The following is a 17,760-nucleotide window of genomic DNA, read 5'->3' as shown; positions in this document are numbered from 1 at the left end:
CAATCTTCTCGTCATTGCTGCGGTAGCTGAACGCTCGGACGTTGCCGCCGGTCACCTCGATCGGCCTGACCCCGTCGATTTTCAGCGCCAGCGCCTTCACCTGCAGCGCATTACCGGCGACTTTTTTAACAGTCACCGCGACGGTCACCTCCGCAGGCGCGTCCTCTGTCGCCGTTGCCGCCTGACTCACGGCAATATTTGTGTTGCCTGCGCCCACGAACCTCATTTCACCCTTGGCGCTGACACTCACCACCTTCTCGTCAAGCGAACGGTAGCTCAATTCGCCGCCGTTGCCGCCGTCGATTACCAGCCGCTGTTTCTCCGCGCCAAATTCTACTATTACAGGATTGGCATAAAGTTCTGCCGATAATCGTCTGCTCACGCTAACGGCAAATCTGACTGGTGTAGGAGCATTCACTGTTGCCGTTGGATTCTGCGAAACGATGATCTCTGTTACGCCCACTTTTTTAGCATTGAGCTGCCCTTGGTCTATGGCAACAATGTCAGCGTTTTCAGAGGAAAACTGATACTTTTCACCAACAATGCCCCCTTTTGGAATAATGGTTTTGCTGTCTCCAACGTTGAGTGTCAAGGCTGGTAGCGATTCAATGATTCCAGCCGAAAACTCAATCCTAATATTACGAGATAGCGAATTTTCCAATGAGATGGATGAAGATGGCATATTCGCGACATATGGCTGCAAACTAGCGGTAATCGTGTCCTTTCCTGGAGCCGTTATTCCCTCGTAACGAATAATGGCCTTTCCATTGCCGTCTGTTAGGCCTTCATGATTGATAATGCTTCCCAGCGCTGAATTTATCTGGTGCCAATATACCGGCACATTAGCAACAGGTTTATTATGGCTATCTTTTACCGTAGCGGACATTCGTAGTTGTCCCGTGCTGGCCTGTGGGAAAACTATGGTTTCATCATTTCCAAATCGAGTATTGTCTCTGGCAATCAACAGATCGTTCAAACTTAAACCGGGGACTTTTACACTATATTTCACAGGGTTTCCTGATAACTTATCCTTATTCATTGGCGTTACCTGGAAAATAATAGTATGACCGCGATCTTCAGCTCTTAATTTATAGTGTAAATTCTGGCTTAATGGTGTCGTAGGATCGTTTTCATAAAACCAGACAACAGGTGAACCTGTTTCAATTTCATCATTTCCCTCATTAGTTACAAACAGATAATTTGCTGTCAACGTCTCCCCTACTTCAACAGAACCGGTTATAGCAATTTGTGTTGCCGTGGGCGGAATATCACCTGGAAGAACGGTTACTTTATAAAAAGCGTGATTAACCGGTGTTTGCCACCAGCCTTGCTGAAACTCCTGCGCACGAATTTTCGTTTCACCACGCTTTAGAGGCGTCAGATATCCACTGTTTAATTCAACCTGAACGATATTTTCCAATTCGGATGTGTATTGCATTACTCCGCCATAGCCACCTTTGACAGGATTAACTATTCTTGCGCTTCCTGCCTTTACCGTCAGGTGGTCAGGGCTAAAATAGAGGGGGCGAATAATTTCCTTTTTCTTATATTCCAGAACAATATTATTATTTCGCGTGACAAAATCATGGCGTGATAGCGACAAGGCACTGATTGCCTGTCCCCTTTCAAAATCGAGCTGCTGCTGCATGCTCTCATTAAAGTTCCAGGTAAAATTCATCGCAACTTTAAATTCGTGGAACCGGTCACTCAATAAAGTTTCTTCAATGGCAAATCCCAGTAACGGAATAGGCTGCCAGTTTAGGCCCAGTGTTAAACCAAAAGGGTTATTACTCACACGATCGAGAGTGCCTAAAGCGTCAACTTCGCTACCGTACCACTGGAACCAAGTCATCTTTGCAGACAGCGGTTTGAATATCAGCGCCTCAAGGTTGACATCCCAACCTCGGGCTGCGCGCTCGAAAAGAGCTTGATGTACAGGATCCGGATTAAACTGCGCATCATTGGATTTCTTCCAACCGCTCAGCGGTAAATAGTAATTCAACGAGCTTCTTATCCGCTCTCCCCATGCTTCGACTCCCAAACCAACACGGTTATGACTGCGCGTCAGGTCCTGATCGAAAAATATATTACTTCCCAGTATCAGTCCTTCATTAATGTTGTAGCGATAACCAATACCAATATTAAATTGATTTCGCTCATTCCAGCGGTAAGAACTTAGCTGTGAATAAAGGGTATATTTATCTCCTTCTAGCCAGGGATTAAAGTAGTCAAGCTTGAGTTCAAAACGGCTTTTGCCGTCGAGACCGCTGTTAAGGCTGACCCTTGCCTTGCTATTAGAAAAAGACAACAGCTGTTCTAATTGTCGTGAAGTTTGACTGTTAACCAGGCCAACAGCTTTTGAAGACAAGTGCTGTGATAAAGTCTCGTCATTTAAAGACGGGCCTATCTGTTCCAGAAACCTTGTAATGGGCGGTGCCGCACTTTCATTCTCGCCCTCATCTTTATTCAATAAATTTTCATCTTTAGCAGACAATTGCGGCAGTATATTTGATGATGCGTTTACTGGGGCCAGAACGATGCATTGAGAGATAATTAAAAAAATAACAACCACTACCCATTTGGTAGCTGAATGCTTTTTAATTTCTTTTAAATAAATAAGATAATTAGACATATCCATGTCGCCTTCCTTCTCAAAGGTAATGTTAATCAAAAAATAATTAAATTATTAAAATCAACTACACCCATTAAAATAAATAAAAACGAGACAATAACCCTTTTAAATAAAAAAAGGAGTTACTTTAAATTAAGTTTTATTTAACAGCCAAGACATCTTTAATGCCAAGAGGTTATAGATTACCTCTAAACCGAATAATAATCTTGTGCTTTTAAGAAACAGATAGACATTGAGTTATTTTCATAAGAGTTATTATTTTTATTTAAAAAAACAAAGGAAAAGTTTTTAGATAAAAACAACAAGCGGGAGAAATAAAAAAAGGAGACCGAAGTCTCCTCTTTCATTTCACTTTCTAAAACAATATCAGCATGCTAATCAATTATTGCGGATATAGTCGTCCATATCGGTTTTCAAATTGTCAGACTTGGTGCCAAAGATAGCCTGTACGCCTGAACCAGCAACCACCACTCCCGCGGCACCCAGCTGTTTGAGACCGGCCTGATCGACTTTGGAAACGTCGGCCACGCTAACACGCAAACGGGTGATACAGGCATCAAGATTGGTAATATTTTCTTTGCCACCAAAGGCTTTAACCAGTGAAGCAGACATCTCGCTGCCACCCTGTGCCGTTTGAGTCGTAATGGTGTCTTCACGACCCGGCGTTTTCAAGTTCAGTTTGACAATCAGCACGCGGAAAATGGTGTAATAAACCAGACCATAAATGATGCCAACCACCGGGAACAGCCAGATACGGCTGCTGTTGCCGCTAAGAACCACAAAGTCGATTAAACCGTGAGAGAAACTGGTGCCATCACGCATGCCAAGCAAAATACAAATCGGGAATGCCAATCCGGCCAGAATCATATGGATGACATAGAGAATCGGCGCAACAAACATAAACGCAAATTCGATGGGCTCGGTAATCCCCGTCAGGAAGGCGGTCAACGCAGCGGAAATCATGATACCGCCAACCTTGGCACGATTTTCCGGCTTGGCGGAATGCCAAATCGCAATAGCAGCGGCTGGTAAACCATACATTTTAAACAGGAAGCCACCGGACAGTTTACCCGCCGTCGGGTCGCCCGCCATATAACGCGGAATATCGCCGTGGAAGACCTGACCCGCAGAGTTAATGTATTCACCGACCTGCATTTGGAAAGGCACGTTCCAGATGTGATGCAAACCAAACGGCACCAGCGCGCGTTCTACGATGCCATAAATACCAAACGCCACCACCGGATTCTGATAAGCAGCCCATTGGGAGAAAGTCTGAATTGCGCTACCCACCGGCGGCCAAATAAAGGAAAGCACTACGCCAAGGAAGATTGCTGCCAGGCCCGAGATAATCGGTACAAAGCGTTTACCCGCAAAGAATCCCAGATACTCAGGCAACTTGATGCGATAAAAACGATTAAACATGTAGGCGGCAATGACGCCGGAAATAATTCCGCCTAACACGCCGGTATCGGCCAGATGTTTACTGGCAATCTCTTCTGCAGGCAAATGCAGAACCATCGGGGCAACTACGGCCATGGTTTTCACCATAATTCCATAGGCAACCACCGCCGCCAGCGCAGATACGCCGTCATTATTAGTAAAACCTAGCGCCACGCCGATGGCAAATATCAGCGGCATATTGGCGAAAACTGACCCACCCGCTTCGGCCATAACATGTGAAACTACGATTGGCAGCCAGCTAAAGTTTGCGGAACCGACACCCAGCAGTATGCCTGCGATAGGTAATACGGAAACGGGCAGCATTAGCGATTTACCGACCTTTTGAAGGTTTGCAAACGCGTTCTTGAACATATTGGGAGTGCTCCTGAGTAATGGTGCGTGATACTCCCGTATTCATCAGCGTGCAACGCCAAACGCTGCTACTGATAATAATGGAGTATCTACTTCTCAGGGTTTTTAGCTGGTGCTATCAACCCTGTTGCTGCGGCATTTTTAACCGCGGCGGGCGGGACATATATTTGCCCCTTTTAATTTTTACGAAGGGTAAAATAAATCGCGGCAATAATAATTGATGACAGTCACGTTTTGTTAAAAAAACGTCTAATCCAATCGGAAAAGTTTCTTAATATCAATAAAGCAGTTCTGTTTTCGCGGGAAAGTGAGGGGAATAGGCTAAACGCTTCCGAGTATGAGAAGCGTTTGGAAGATTATTACGAGGCGTGAAATATTACTGAGTTAATTAACACAAACGTGCTGAGTCGACGTGGAACAGCCGCGCAAAGTTGGCTGTGGTGGCTTCTGCCAGTGTCTCCAGGCTCACGCCTTTCAATACCGCCAGATATTCAGCAACGTCACGAACATAAGCAGGCTGGTTTTCTTTGCCACGGTTTGGTACTGGCGCCAGATACGGTGAATCGGTTTCAATCAACAGGCGATCCATAGGCACATAGCGCGCCGCTTCTCGCAACTGCTCGGCATTTCTGAAAGTTACAATTCCGGAGAAAGAGATATAGAAACCGAGGTCTAATAATATCTCCGCCGTTGCGCGATCTTCCGTAAAGCAGTGCAATACGCCGCCACACTCACCGGCTTTTTCTTCATGCAGAATGTCTAGCGTATCCTGACGAGCATCGCGAGTATGCACGATCACGGGTTTGTTAAGCTCGCGCCCCACGCGAATGTGATGACGGAACGAATCCTGCTGCAATTTTTGTTGAAACTCTTCTTTCTGATAAAAATAGTCAAGACCCGTTTCACCCATCGCCACAACGCGCGAATCGGCGGCCAATTTGCGAAGCTCGTCAAAGTCATAGCCACCGTCAATATTCAGCGGGTGCACACCGCAGGAGAATGCCACCTCAGGGCGATCGCCAATCAGCTCAGCCATTTCGCGATAACCAGGCAACGTACAGGCCACCGCCAGCATAAACTTCACATCGCGGGCACGGGCTTTCTCTAACATGTCGTCTACACCGCTGTGCAGCGTCTGATAATCAAGGCTGTCGAGATGACAGTGTGAATCGACTAGAAACATAATATTAACTCTTTAATTTTTCGATAAATTTCAGTTTTACAGAGAACGCTCTACAGGGAATGTTCCCATTCCAGTAGCTGTTCGGTGAGCAGCAGCTCGCGATTAACACCCACGATGCCGAGAAGCTGTTGACGGCAGTGCATCCACCCTTGCAGATCTTTTTGCAGAGCCGAATTGCCCAGGCCGCTCGCCAACTGAGCAATCAACGGCTGCTGGTCGAGATTAATGGTGTAATGTCCGGCACCCTGTTGAGTTTTAATAACGTCCAGCAGCAGCGAACAAAGCCAAAATAGGCGATCGGCGGCGTCGTCATGATTTAGCTGTGGCAGCAGTGAGAGTAAATCACGCTGTTGCCAGTTGAGGGTTAGTTGCTGAAAAAGCTGTTCGCGCTGTTTCCAGCGTTCGGGCTGGAGTAATTCCAGCGCGGCCAACGGCGTACCCTCTCCCAGCCTGAGTGCTGTTTGAATAGCCAGTGGCGCGACTTGTAGCTGGCGGGCAATCCATTGACTGGCAAGTGCAGCATCGGGTGTCGTTAAATGCCAATAAAAACAGCGGCTACGCAGGGTCGGCAATAGCCTGGACGGCTCCTGGCATCCCAACAGGAAATAAGTGCGCTCCGGCGGCTCTTCCAGCGTTTTAAGCAACGCATTGGCCGCCGCTTCGGTCAGCAGCTCGGCATGGGGTAACCAAACGACTTTAGCCCCGCCCTGCTGAGAATAGTTGTACAGCGTCTCAATTAATTGGCGAATAGGTTCGACACCGAGACTGTTTTTGCCTTTCTCTGGTGTCAGTACGTGCCAATCAGGATGGTTACCAGCAATCATCAGGTTGCAGCTATGACATTTGCCACAGCTTTTTTCCCCTTCCGGACGCTGACACAGCAACCAGCGGCTCAGGCCATAGACCAACGCATCTTCGCCCATGCCTTTGGCAGCATGCATCAGCAGCGCGTGATGACCGCGTCCATCCTGATATTGAGCCACTAGCTGCCGGTAAGGGCCGTTTAACCAGGGATACCAATTCATCCCTGAGTTTCCTGCTGGCGTTGCTGTGCAATCCAGTCGATTAAAGTCTGGCGAATAGCGCAACTGACTTGCTCGATTGTTTGTGAAGCATCGATAGTCTTGATGCTCGAGTCTTCTTTGGCCAGGCTCAGATAACGCGCGCGAGTACGCTCAAAAAATGCCAGCGACTCTTGCTCGATTCGGTCCAACTCGCCACGGGCGCGGGCGCGCTGCAAACCAATCACCGGTGAGAGATCAAGATACAACGTCAGGTTCGGCCGAAAATCTCCGAGTACGGTATCACGCAGGGAGGTCATTAGCTGATTATCAATACCCCGTCCTCCGCCCTGATAGGCCTGAGAAGAGAGATCATGACGATCGCCAACCACCCAGGAACCTCGGGCCAGCGCTGGTTTGATTACGTTCTCAACTAACTGAACCCGTGCGGCATACAGCATCAGCACTTCGGCTTTATCTGTAAGCTGTTCACCCTCTATGCCGTTTTTGATTAAATCACGCAGCTTTTCGGCCAGCGGGGTACCGCCCGGCTCACGGGTAAACTGAATATCGGTGATGCCCTGCTCGCGCAGAGTATTTACCACAACGTCTCGCGCAGTGGTTTTACCCGCCCCTTCAAGGCCTTCAATAACGATAAAACTACTTTTCATTCTTGTTTTTCATCAGGTCGCGATACGCGCGCACTGCCTTGTTATGGCTGTCGAGGTTGGTAGTAAAGGTATGCCCACCCTTGCCATCAGCGACAAAATAAAGAAAATCGGTTTTCGCCGGATGAGCTGCGGCTTCGATAGACGCCTCACTCGGCATCGCAATCGGCGAAGGCGGCAACCCATCAATCACGTAGGTATTATACGGCGTTGCGGTCTCAAGATCCTTCTTGCTGATAGTGCCTTTATAGCTGTCACCCATGCCGTAAATCACCGTCGGGTCAGTTTGCAGTCGCATACCGATACGCAGGCGATTGATAAATACCGAAGCAACTTCTTTACGTTCATCTTTGATCGCCGTTTCTTTCTCAATGATCGAGGCCATGGTCAGCATGTCGGTTGGCGTTTTGTAAGGCAGCGAAGTATCGCGGTCTTTCCAGATTTGATCGACCGTTTTCTCCATCCGCTGATGCGAACGTTTCAGCAGTGACAAATCGCTGGTCCCTGCCGTGTAGGCGTAGGTATCCGGATACAACCAGCCCTCGGCGTTTTTAGCATCTTTCATGCCCAGTGCCGTGGCGATTTCATCGTCGGTTTTACCCGTCAGATCATGCTTAAGATAACCCGCTTTTTGCAACTCTTGCATCCAGTCCTGTAAGCGGAAACCTTCGACGAAACGAATATTGAACTGTGCTTCTTTGCCACTTTTTAACAGCTCGAGCATTTGACGGACCGTCATACCCTCGGGAAAACGATAGGTGCCGGCCTTGAATTCGCCCAGCTCAGGTTCAACGCGCAGTAGCCAACCAAATAACGTCGGTGATTTGATCAGCTTTTGTTGATACAGCATATCTTGCAGAACCACCCTTCCCGTCCCGGCGGGTAAGGTAAAAATCTTCTCTTTGACTATGTTTAATTTGCGATCGGCAAAACGTTCGACTTTAAGATAGCCAGCAAACGTCAAGGCCAGCAGAACAATAACAATGATGCCGAAAATTTTGGTTTTTTATTTTTCATGATTCTTTCACTTAAATACAAATTAGCTTGTTCAACAACAACGTGGCTGTAAAAACTCGAATAGTTTCGCTGCGGTATAATGCCAGTTTTCTATCTTTCTGACTGGAAGAATTGGCATCAAGGCATTACAAACGACAACTTCTTCCGCATTTTCCAGCACTCCTCGAGTTTCTCGCACTGTTTCGACGCTAAAGTCGCGTGAATCGTTTAGTATTGAAATAATGTGCTGTCGCATAAGACCATCAACGCCGGAGTGTGAAAGGTCAGGGGTGAAAACTTTGCTGCCCTTACGCCAGAAGATATTGGCGGCGCAGCACTCAATCAGCATGCCATCGGTATCGTCCACTAGCGCTTCGTGTGCCGAGGTAATATCCAGATGCCGACGGATCATCACCTGTTCAAGTCGGTTAAGATGCTTAATTCCGGCCAGCAGAGGATTGCGCGCCAGTGCGACAGGGCTGGGTGCCAGTTCTATCCCCTGCTGACGCCACCGGTGATAATGCTGCGGATAAGGGCTGAGCGACATAATTCGCGTCGGCCCAACGCAGCCTTCGCTGCTGTAACCACGCCCACCCTCGCCGCGCGAAAGAATAACTTTAATCACCCCTTCCTGCTGGCAACTGGACGCCGCGCGACGCATTTCATCGATTAACACCGGCCAGTCACATTCCGGCATCATCAATCTGGAAACGGCTTGCTGCAAACGGGAAATATGCGCCTCAAGCCGCTGCACCTCGCCGTTTTTTATCCAACCGGTGGTAAAACAGCCATCGCCAAACTGCACTGCGCGATCGGCCACTGAAATCACCCGCTGTTCAATCCCGTTAATCCAAAACATCGCTCCTCTCCTTTTCGGCAGTCAGACTGGCGTATTCGACTCATGGATACCACGAGATCATTCCTACTTTCAATACGGCACAGCACGCCAGGCTACAGACGGCAAAAAGGCCCGAAATCGGGCCTTTGACTGTGCAAAGCGTTTAATTACAGTTTGCGAAACACCAGAGAAGCATTGGTGCCACCAAATCCGAAAGAGTTACACAGGGTGTATTCCATGCCCTTAACCTGCCGCGCTTCGTGCGGAACAAAATCAAGATCGCAGCCTTCATCTGGATTATCCAGATTAATGGTTGGCGGAACGGCCTGGTCACGCAGCGCCAGCACGCTGAAAATCGACTCGACAGCACCGGCTGCACCCAGCAGATGCCCAATCATGGATTTGGTCGAGCTGACCATTACGCGACGCGCATCAGCATCGAAAACAGATTTAACTGCTTCAGCTTCAGCCCTGTCACCCGCTGGCGTTGAAGTACCGTGAGCATTGATATAACCCACCTTGGCGGCGAAAATCCCTGCATCACGCAGCGCATTTTCCATCGATAATGCGGCTCCGGCACCATCATCTGGTGGAGATGTCATGTGATATGCATCGCTGCTCATGCCAAAACCGACAACTTCGGCATAAATCTTCGCACCGCGCTTTTTAGCGTGTTCGTATTCTTCCAGCACCATGATCCCGGCACCGTCGCCCAGCACGAAACCGTCGCGGTCTTTATCCCACGGGCGACTTGCGGCCTGAGGATTGTCGTTGCGTTTCGACAGCGCGCGCGCTGCACCGAATCCGCCAATACCCAATGGCGTACAGGCTTTTTCTGCGCCACCGGCCAGCATCAAATCAGCATCATCATAGGCGATGATGCGCGCGGCATGGCCGATGTTGTGGACGCCTGAGGTACAGGCAGTGGCAATGGAAATGCTCGGTCCACGTAATCCAAACATGATGCTCAGCTGACCAGCGGTCATGTTTATGATGGTAGAAGGTACGAAAAATGGGCTGACTTTGCGCGGTCCACCATGGATCAATGCACTGTGAGCTTCTTCGATAAGACCCAGGCCACCAATGCCAGAACCAATCGCGGTACCGATACGCGGCGCATTTTCTTCGGTGACTTCAAACCCGCTATCACGCATAGCTTGAACACCGGCGGCAATACCGTACTGAATGAAGGGGTCAATCTTGCGAGCGTCTTTGCGCGAGATGTATTCATCACAGTTGAAATCTTTGACTAAGCCAGCAAAACGCGTTGCGAATGCACTAGTATCAAAATGGTCGATAGGGCCAATGCCACTCTTACCGGCAAGAATAGCGTTCCAGGTGGACTCTACCGTATTGCCGACAGGAGAAAGCATGCCAAGTCCAGTCACAACAACTCGACGTTTAGACACGTATATCCTCCAGGGAGGGAAAAAAATACCGTGGGACAAAAAAAACTTAGGCGGTCAATTGACCGCCTAACTATCAAAACTTATAAAAAGAAAAGTTTCGATTACGCCTGAGCGTTGTTGATGAAATCAATAGCTGCCTGAACAGTAGTGATTTTTTCAGCTTCTTCGTCAGGGATCTCGGTATCAAACTCTTCTTCCAGAGCCATAACAAGCTCAACGGTGTCGAGAGAATCTGCGCCAAGGTCGTCTACGAAAGATGCAGAGTTAACTACTTCTTCCTGTTTAACACCCAGCTGTTCAACGATGATTTTCTTAACGCGTTCTTCGATAGTGCTCATACTATTAAATTTCCTATCAAAACTCGCTTTCGCGATGGTTTTCGTAGTGTATAAAATGTTGGAAAAGATGCAACTAAATCCCGGCTGGTCAAACCACTATTTTGCATTATTTGACTATATTTAAAGCCAAATAAGCAGAATCCTAGTGATTATCAGATCATGTACATGCCGCCATTGACATGTAAAGTCTCACCAGTGATGTAGCTGGCCTCATCAGAGGCTAAAAATGCAACAGCGCTGGCAATTTCTTTTGCATCGCCCAACCGGTTGGCTGGAACTGATGACAAAATGCCTGCACGTTGATCATCTGTCAACGCCCTTGTCATGTCCGTCTCAATAAAGCCAGGAGCCACGACGTTGACAGTAATGCCGCGTGAAGCAACTTCACGCGCCAAAGACTTGCTAAAACCAATCAAACCGGCTTTAGCCGCCGCGTAGTTCGCCTGCCCTGCGTTACCCATGGTTCCAACAACAGAACCAATGGTGATGATTCGGCCAAACCGCTTTTTCATCATAGCCCGCATTACCGCTTTTGACAGCTTAAACACAGAAGTCAGATTAGTATCCAGGATATCCTGCCACTCGTCATCTTTCATGCGCATCAGAAGGTTATCACGGGTAATGCCAGCATTATTGACTAAAATGTCAATTTCGCCAAATTCAGCACGAATCGTCGCCAATAATTGTTCAATTGACGAAGAATCAGTCACATTGAGAGCGATACCTTTGCCGTTTTCGCCTAAATAGGCGCTGATAGCTTCAGCACCTTGTTCGCTGGTCGCGGTGCCAATAACACGTGCGCCACCGGCAACCAGTTTCTCTGCAATAGCTCGGCCAATACCCCGGCTTGCGCCAGTGACCAGAGCAATTTTTCCGTCGAAGCTCATTATTATCCTCTTTTTATTGTTCAAGCGCCGCTGACAAGCTTGCAGTATCGTTCACTGCAACCGCAGTCAGGGTGTCAACAATACGTTTGGTCAATCCAGTCAATACTTTACCCGGACCCACCTCAACTAACTGCTCCACGCCTTGCTGTGCCATGTATTCAACGCTTTCAGTCCAGCGAACCGGATTGTAAAGCTGACGAATCAGTGCGCTGCGAATTTCTTCGGCAGAAGTCTCAACCTTGACATCTACGTTGTTGACAACGGGATACTGTGGCTGGCTGAAACTGACGTCTTGTAACGCAACGGCCATTTTATCTGCCGCTGGTTTCATCAATGCACAATGCGAGGGAACGCTAACCGGTAATGGAAGTGCGCGTTTGGCGCCAGCGGCTTTACATGCTGCGCCAGCACGCTCAACGGCTTCTTTGTTACCCGCAATCACTACTTGGCCCGGAGAGTTAAAGTTTACCGGAGCTACGACCTGGCCCTCGGCGGACTCTTCACAGGCTTTGGCGATAGAGGCGTTATCCAGACCAATAATGGCGTACATTGCGCCCGTACCCTCAGGAACCGCTTCCTGCATCAGTTTGCCGCGCAGCTCAACCAGGCTGATTGCCTGTTTGAAATCCAGAACACCGGCACAAACCAACGCAGAATATTCACCCAGGCTGTGACCGGCCATTAATGCTGGCTCGGTGCCTTTTTCCTGCTGCCAAACGCGCCAGATTGCTACCGACGCCGCCAGCAAGGCAGGCTGAGTCTGCCAGGTCTTGTTTAATTCTTCGACCGGGCCCTGCTGAACAAGCTGCCACAAATCATAGCCCAGAACTGAAGAAGCTTCAGCAAAGGTCGCTTCTACGATCGGATGCGCGGTCGCGAGGTCAGAAAGCATTCCCAACGCCTGCGAGCCTTGCCCGGGGAAAACTACAGCAATCTTGGTCATTTACTTATCCCGTAAAATTTTGCTAATCCGTGAAAACAACAAAGCCCTGTTGAATCAGCAGCACTCTGTTGAGTCAAAAGTTTGATCAGGTTCGCAAAAATTAGAAACGAACCAATGCAGAGCCCCAGGTGAAACCGCCACCAAAGGCCTCAAGCAGCACTAATTGTCCACGCTGGATGCGTCCATCGCGAACGGCTTCATCAAATGCAGTAGGCACAGACGCCGCTGAAGTATTACCGTGACGATCGAGGGTCACTACAACTTTATCCATGCCCATGCCCAATTTCTTGGCTGTGGCACTGATAATGCGCAGGTTTGCCTGATGAGGCACTAACCAGTCGAGCTGTTCGCGGTCCATATTATTGGCCTGCAAAGTTTCATCGACGATATGTGCCAGTTCAGTTACGGCTACCTTAAATACTTCATTACCGGCCATTTTGACATAGGCAGATTGCTCAGGGGTTTTCTGGTTTGGATATTCCAGACTCAGCAGATTACCGTAATGACCGTCGGCGTGCATATGAGTAGAAAGGATGCCAGGTTCTTGCGAACCGCCCAGCAACACTGCGCCTGCGCCGTCGCCAAACAGGATAACGGTGCCGCGATCGTCTTCATCGAGCTTGCGGGACAACACGTCAGAACCGATAACCAGCGCATAACGGACGGCTCCCGATTTAACGTATTGATCTGCAACGCTTAACGCATAGGTAAACCCTGCGCAAGCCGCAGCCAGGTCAAACGATGCCGAGTCTTTGATGCCCAGCAGGTGTTGAATCTGGCAGGCAGAACTCGGGAAGGCGTGGGAAGACGAGGTTGTGGCAACAATGATCAATCCAACGTCGTTTTTATCGACGCCTGCCATTTCCAGCGCTCTCTCAGCAGCGGTCAGGCCCATTGTGGCTACAGTCTCATCCGGCGCAGCAATGCGACGCTCACGAATACCTGTGCGCGTTACGATCCACTCGTCCGAGGTTTCAACCATTTTTTCTAAGTCGGCGTTAGTCCGAACTTGTACGGGCAAGTAGCTCCCCGTACCGAGAATCTTTGTATACATGTACAGTCAGTCACTCTTGGGTAATAAAGCCTCAAGGCGCGCGGCAATCCGCTCGGGAACCTGCCGCTGCACCGCCTGAACAGCCTGTTCGATAGCTACAGCAAACGCCCGCTGATTTGCTCCGCCATGGCTTTTTATCACGATGCCGCGTAATCCTAACAAACTTGCGCCATTATACTGATCGGGGTTTAAATGTTTGAAATGCTTTGCTAATTTTTTTTGAACTATTCTTTGCAAAGCTGGCCCAAACCATCGCATCCACCAAGACTTCTTGCCATTCTCCCCAGAGGATTTAAGCAACGACAAAAACATCCTGATCACACCTTCCATAGTTTTCAGTGTGACATTACCGACAAAACCATCACACACCATAACATCAGTTTTACCGGTTAACAGGTCATTGCCTTCAAGATAGCCGATATAATTGATTACGGGTATGTTTTTTAAAATTGCGGCTGCTTCTCGAATGTTATCAAGCCCCTTGGACTCTTCTTCACCGATATTCAGCAGGGCGACACGCGGGTTAACTGTGCCGACAACCTCTTCGGCCATGACCGATCCCATTACGGCGAACTGCACCAGCATACGGCTGTCGCATTCGACGTTTGCCCCCAGATCAAGCACCACGGTTTTACCGCGCTGCTGATTCGGCAACACGGTCATCAGCGCCGGGCGCTCAATGCCTTCAAGAGGCTTTATAACCAATTTTGCCAATCCCATCAATGCACCGGTATTTCCGGCGCTGACGCAGGCCTGTGCCTCGCCGCTTTTAACAAACTCAAGCGCAATGCGCATCGAGCTGCCACGGCTGGCGCGGAGGGCCTGAGAAACTCGGGTATCATTCGCAATCACTGACTCTGAGGCAATAACTTTTATCCGGTCCAGTAAGGCAGGATCGGTTTTAGCCAACAGGGGTGTGATTTCATCGGGATTGCCGACAAGAAGAAGATTGAGTTCAGGATTAGAGGTCAGTGCCTGCAATGAAGCAGGCACTGTGACGGAAGGACCGAAGTCCCCGCCCATAACGTCTAACGCGATGGTCAGACGTTTCAAGGTATCGCCTTGCTATTACTTAACAAGTTTAATGTTATCAAGTAAATAGTTAGCAAGTAAGAAATCAGCCGATAACCTTGCGACCGCGGTAGAAACCGTCGGCAGTGATATGGTGACGCAGGTGAGTCTCGCCAGAAGTTTTGTCAACAGACAAAGTGGCGGTGGTCAGAGCATCGTGTGAACGACGCATGCCACGTTTAGAACGGGTTGGTTTATTCTGTTGTACGGCCATGGACCTTACTCCTCAATTACTTTTCTTTAAACTTGCTAATACGGAAAACGGATTCGGTTTCTCTGCCTCGGGAGGCAGTTTGCCAAATACCATTTCCGCGTCGGACACTTCACAGTGTTCAGATTCATGTGCCGGAACGACAGGCAGTGAAAGAATAATTTCGTCTTCAATCATTGCCAGCAGATCAACTTCGCCAAAATCGTCGACTTCAATCGGCTCGTACGCTTCCGGTAATGCCTCAGCCTGTTCATCGTTCTTAACAGGACTAAAACAATATGTTGTGTGAACCTGATGCTCGAACGTCTTGCCACATCTCTGACATTCCAGAGTAACGGTGACATCCGACTGACCTTTAATAACGGCCAGACGCTGATTGTCGATATCAAACGACAAAGAGGTTTGAACTTCAGTATCCACACTGACTACTGATGCTGCAACACGCGTCACCTGTTCAGCGTCATAGATTCCAATGTAATCTAAACGCTTTTGGGCGGTACGAACGGCATCAACAGCCAAGGGTAATTTTACTTTTTGCATAGGGCGCGCATATTAACTTTGTAACGACATAGAGTCAAAGAAAAAGGGCATTTTACTGCTCCTTTCACCAATATTCGCTTCCTCAGCGGCGGACAGTTTAAAATGTGTGATTCAATAACGCCATGCTTTGTGAAAAAAATTATGCAAACAATGACCCAAAAAAGGATCCTTCTGGCCTCTACCTCGGCCTATCGTCGCGCAATCCTTGAAAAAACCACGCTAAAATTCAGCTGCGCCGCGCCAGATATTGATGAAACGCCGCACGAGCAAGAGTCGGCGGAGGATCTGGTTTGTCGCTTATCGGCGCAAAAGGCGCACGCGCTGGCGGCAAATTTCCCCGGCCATCTTATTATTGGATCGGATCAAGTCTGTGTGATCGATTCGAAGATCCTCGGCAAACCTCACACTTTTGAACGGGCCTGTGCCCAACTCGAGCAGGCAAGTGGCAAAAAGGTGCGATTTTATACCGGCCTGAGTCTGCTCGACAGTGATAGCGGCAAGGTACAGACGCTTTGCGAAACTTTTGACGTGCATTTTCGTCCTTTAAGTTCGCAAGAAATTGCTGGATATTTACAACTGGAACAGCCTTATGACTGTGCTGGCAGCTTTAAATGCGAAGGATTGGGTATCAGCCTGTTCGAAAAACTCGATGGCCGCGATCCGAACACGCTGATTGGTCTGCCGCTGATCGCCCTTCTGGCTCTGCTGCGAGAACACGGCATTAATCCACTCAACCAACCGGCATAAAAAAAGCGCCCTGCGGCGCTTTTGTATTCGATTTATCTTGCTGGGCAGGAAATGGCCCGGCTGAATTTATTTAGCGCTTTTACGCAGCTTGATTAAAGCATTACGCAATTTTGGCTCGAGCGGCGCTTCGATACGCATCGTTTCGCCATTGGCCGGATGCTCAAAACGCAGCGCAGCGGCATGCAGGAACAGGCGATTGATACCGGCACCTGCCAATTGTGCATCAAATTCGCGGTCGCCGTAGCGATCGTCAAAAGCGATCGGATGACCAGCATACTGCGTGTGTACACGAATCTGGTGAGTACGTCCGGTAACCGGGCTGGCCTTTATAAGTGTCGCGAAAGCGTATTTTTCTTCAATTTTAAAGCGCGTCTCGGAAGGTTTACCCTCACTGTTGACACGAACAATACGTTCACCGCTTTGCAAAATATTCTTCAGCAGTGGTGCCTGTACAACCTTGCAGTGCGACTGCCACTCGCCGCGAACCAATGCTAGGTAATCTTTTTGCATGGTTTTCATGCGCAATTGCTCGTGCAGAGAACGCAGCGCGGAACGCTTTTTGGCTACCAGCAGAACGCCGGAAGTATCGCGGTCCAGGCGGTGAACCAGTTCCAGGAAACGCGCATCGGGACGCAGCGCCCGCAGCCCTTCAATGACGCCAAAACTTAAACCGCTACCGCCGTGAACTGCCGTTCCTGAAGGTTTATTGAGGATCAGCAGATGATCGTCTTCAAACAGGATGCAGTGTTCCAATGCAGCGACTTTGTCGAGCTTGGCAGAAACCTGACCCTCTTCGCGCTCGGCGACCCGAACCGGAGGAACGCGAATCTCGTCACCCGCCAATAATTTATATTCCGGCTTGATTCGCTTTTTGTTAACGCGAACCTCCCCTTTACGCAAAATGCGATAAATCATGCTCTTCGGCACACCTTTAAGGAAAGTGCGCAAAAAGTTGTCAATTCTTTGACCCGCTTCTTCATCGGTAATGGGGATTAATTGTACAGTTGGATTCTCAGTTTTCATTGGCCATGATTCTAGATGGTTCTAAATATTAAAGGCGGGGTTCGCGCCGCAGATTTTTCTGTGCTTAACTCTAAGTTTACCAGCAACTGTAGAGGATTACTTGAAAGCGGCGATTTTTTGGAGAATAAAGGCACGGTAACAGCGTCCAATGGTGCTAAATAAACTTTACCTTCACTTAAAAGTCACCTTGCTATATCAGTGCCAGCAATGGAATAATGAAGTCACTTCCGCGTTGATTCTCTTGAACTTAGGGAAAACGCTGGAATTATAGATTTGCCTGATCGCACAAAAACGCAGCAATGGCGTAAGACGTAATGTGAAATCAAGCAATTAGCGGGCTGCGGGTTGCAGCTTGGCCGGCAAATGGAATGAGATCTGTCTACTTATAATCAGAGGCTATTCCCCTA

Annotated in this window: 17 protein-coding genes; 1 reads left to right on the top strand and 16 read right to left on the bottom strand. The window is 48.8% G+C overall.

Translation table 11 applies throughout. The features are described from left to right. The 15 genes from SPM24T3_RS24310 to yceD form a co-directional block, all read right to left on the bottom strand. Positions 1 to 2,638, bottom strand: a 2,638-nt coding sequence (locus tag SPM24T3_RS24310) for an inverse autotransporter beta domain-containing protein (RefSeq protein ID WP_009637833.1), incomplete at its 3' end; no start/stop codon positions are given. A gap of 372 nt (positions 2,639 to 3,010) precedes the next feature. After that, positions 3,011 to 4,444 (bottom strand): PTS glucose transporter subunit IIBC, encoded by a 1,434-nt coding sequence (ptsG, locus tag SPM24T3_RS15990; protein WP_009637832.1) that lies wholly within the window; start codon positions 4,442 to 4,444, stop codon positions 3,011 to 3,013. 388 nt (positions 4,445 to 4,832) lie between these two features. Next, complete coding sequence (locus SPM24T3_RS15985; protein ID WP_009637831.1) at positions 4,833 to 5,627, bottom strand: metal-dependent hydrolase; 795 nt, start codon at positions 5,625 to 5,627, stop codon at positions 4,833 to 4,835. A gap of 50 nt (positions 5,628 to 5,677) precedes the next feature. Then, positions 5,678 to 6,652 carry a DNA polymerase III subunit delta' gene (gene holB, locus SPM24T3_RS15980; RefSeq protein WP_009637830.1) on the bottom strand — a complete coding sequence of 325 codons (975 nt, stop codon included), beginning with the start codon at positions 6,650 to 6,652 and terminating at the stop codon, positions 5,678 to 5,680. Then, positions 6,649 to 7,299: a dTMP kinase gene (tmk, locus tag SPM24T3_RS15975; RefSeq protein ID WP_009637829.1), complete on the bottom strand. Its 651-nt coding sequence runs from the start codon at positions 7,297 to 7,299 to the stop codon at positions 6,649 to 6,651. The genes holB and tmk overlap by 4 nt, the downstream gene beginning before the upstream one ends. After that, positions 7,289 to 8,293: an endolytic transglycosylase MltG gene (mltG, locus tag SPM24T3_RS15970; protein ID WP_037378830.1), complete on the bottom strand. Its 1,005-nt coding sequence runs from the start codon at positions 8,291 to 8,293 to the stop codon at positions 7,289 to 7,291. Before mltG ends, tmk begins: the two co-directional genes overlap by 11 nt. 51 nt (positions 8,294 to 8,344) lie before the next feature. Further along, positions 8,345 to 9,151, bottom strand: coding sequence for an aminodeoxychorismate lyase (pabC, locus tag SPM24T3_RS15965; RefSeq protein ID WP_009637827.1), 807 nt, complete (start codon positions 9,149 to 9,151; stop codon positions 8,345 to 8,347). 146 nt (positions 9,152 to 9,297) lie between these two features. Next, positions 9,298 to 10,539 (bottom strand): beta-ketoacyl-ACP synthase II, encoded by a 1,242-nt coding sequence (fabF, locus tag SPM24T3_RS15960; protein ID WP_009637826.1) that lies wholly within the window; start codon positions 10,537 to 10,539, stop codon positions 9,298 to 9,300. A gap of 101 nt (positions 10,540 to 10,640) precedes the next feature. Beyond that, positions 10,641 to 10,877, bottom strand: a complete 237-nt coding sequence (gene acpP / locus SPM24T3_RS15955; protein ID WP_009637825.1) for an acyl carrier protein — start codon at positions 10,875 to 10,877, stop codon at positions 10,641 to 10,643. Positions 10,878 to 11,029: 152 nt separating this feature from the next. Then, complete coding sequence (gene fabG / locus SPM24T3_RS15950; protein ID WP_009637824.1) at positions 11,030 to 11,764, bottom strand: 3-oxoacyl-ACP reductase FabG; 735 nt, start codon at positions 11,762 to 11,764, stop codon at positions 11,030 to 11,032. Positions 11,765 to 11,777: 13 nt separating this feature from the next. Beyond that, a complete protein-coding gene (fabD, locus tag SPM24T3_RS15945) occupies positions 11,778 to 12,707 on the bottom strand; it encodes an ACP S-malonyltransferase (protein ID WP_009637823.1) in 930 nt (309 codons plus the stop codon). Between the two features lie 100 nt (positions 12,708 to 12,807). After that, the gene (locus tag SPM24T3_RS15940; RefSeq protein ID WP_009637822.1) at positions 12,808 to 13,761 is read right to left on the bottom strand and encodes a beta-ketoacyl-ACP synthase III; all 954 of its coding nucleotides are present in this window, start codon (positions 13,759 to 13,761) and stop codon (positions 12,808 to 12,810) included. A gap of 6 nt (positions 13,762 to 13,767) precedes the next feature. Further along, positions 13,768 to 14,814, bottom strand: a complete 1,047-nt coding sequence (gene plsX / locus SPM24T3_RS15935) for a phosphate acyltransferase PlsX (RefSeq protein WP_009637821.1) — start codon at positions 14,812 to 14,814, stop codon at positions 13,768 to 13,770. A gap of 64 nt (positions 14,815 to 14,878) precedes the next feature. Continuing rightward, positions 14,879 to 15,046, bottom strand: coding sequence for a 50S ribosomal protein L32 (gene rpmF / locus SPM24T3_RS15930; protein ID WP_002210931.1), 168 nt, complete (start codon positions 15,044 to 15,046; stop codon positions 14,879 to 14,881). A 12-nt stretch (positions 15,047 to 15,058) separates the two neighbouring features. Continuing rightward, on the bottom strand, positions 15,059 to 15,583 hold the full coding sequence (gene yceD, locus SPM24T3_RS15925; protein ID WP_009637818.1) for a 23S rRNA accumulation protein YceD: 525 nt from the start codon (positions 15,581 to 15,583) through the stop codon (positions 15,059 to 15,061). A gap of 141 nt (positions 15,584 to 15,724) precedes the next feature. Here yceD and SPM24T3_RS15920 point away from each other — a divergent pair, with 141 nt between their 5' ends. Beyond that, positions 15,725 to 16,330 (top strand): nucleoside triphosphate pyrophosphatase, encoded by a 606-nt coding sequence (locus SPM24T3_RS15920; RefSeq protein WP_009637817.1) that lies wholly within the window; start codon positions 15,725 to 15,727, stop codon positions 16,328 to 16,330. Positions 16,331 to 16,396: 66 nt separating this feature from the next. Here the strand turns inward: SPM24T3_RS15920 and rluC are convergent, their stop codons facing one another. Further along, positions 16,397 to 17,353, bottom strand: coding sequence for a 23S rRNA pseudouridine(955/2504/2580) synthase RluC (rluC, locus tag SPM24T3_RS15915; RefSeq protein ID WP_009637816.1), 957 nt, complete (start codon positions 17,351 to 17,353; stop codon positions 16,397 to 16,399). Positions 17,354 to 17,760: the final 407 nt, after the last annotated feature.

Origin of the sequence: Serratia sp. M24T3 (assembly GCF_000257645.1) — a bacterium.
Classification (GTDB): domain Bacteria; phylum Pseudomonadota; class Gammaproteobacteria; order Enterobacterales; family Enterobacteriaceae; genus Rouxiella.
This window is presented reverse-complemented; position numbering and strand designations above follow the sequence as displayed.

What these genes read in the sequence shown, in the direction of transcription:
- acpP (WP_009637825.1), bottom strand. Translation starts at nt 10,877, where the DNA reads ATGAGCACTATCGAAGAACGCGTTAAGAAAATCATCGTTGAACAGCTG.
- tmk (WP_009637829.1), bottom strand. Translation starts at nt 7,299, where the DNA reads ATGAAAAGTAGTTTTATCGTTATTGAAGGCCTTGAAGGGGCGGGTAAA.
- fabG (WP_009637824.1), bottom strand. Translation starts at nt 11,764, where the DNA reads ATGAGCTTCGACGGAAAAATTGCTCTGGTCACTGGCGCAAGCCGGGGT.
- rpmF (WP_002210931.1), bottom strand. Translation starts at nt 15,046, where the DNA reads ATGGCCGTACAACAGAATAAACCAACCCGTTCTAAACGTGGCATGCGT.
- pabC (WP_009637827.1), bottom strand. Translation starts at nt 9,151, where the DNA reads ATGTTTTGGATTAACGGGATTGAACAGCGGGTGATTTCAGTGGCCGAT.
- holB (WP_009637830.1), bottom strand. Translation starts at nt 6,652, where the DNA reads ATGAATTGGTATCCCTGGTTAAACGGCCCTTACCGGCAGCTAGTGGCT.
- SPM24T3_RS15920 (WP_009637817.1), top strand. Translation starts at nt 15,725, where the DNA reads ATGCAAACAATGACCCAAAAAAGGATCCTTCTGGCCTCTACCTCGGCC.
- rluC (WP_009637816.1), bottom strand. Translation starts at nt 17,353, where the DNA reads ATGAAAACTGAGAATCCAACTGTACAATTAATCCCCATTACCGATGAA.
- yceD (WP_009637818.1), bottom strand. Translation starts at nt 15,583, where the DNA reads ATGCAAAAAGTAAAATTACCCTTGGCTGTTGATGCCGTTCGTACCGCC.
- fabD (WP_009637823.1), bottom strand. Translation starts at nt 12,707, where the DNA reads ATGACCAAGATTGCTGTAGTTTTCCCCGGGCAAGGCTCGCAGGCGTTG.
- SPM24T3_RS15940 (WP_009637822.1), bottom strand. Translation starts at nt 13,761, where the DNA reads ATGTATACAAAGATTCTCGGTACGGGGAGCTACTTGCCCGTACAAGTT.
- SPM24T3_RS15985 (WP_009637831.1), bottom strand. Translation starts at nt 5,627, where the DNA reads ATGTTTCTAGTCGATTCACACTGTCATCTCGACAGCCTTGATTATCAG.
- ptsG (WP_009637832.1), bottom strand. Translation starts at nt 4,444, where the DNA reads ATGTTCAAGAACGCGTTTGCAAACCTTCAAAAGGTCGGTAAATCGCTA.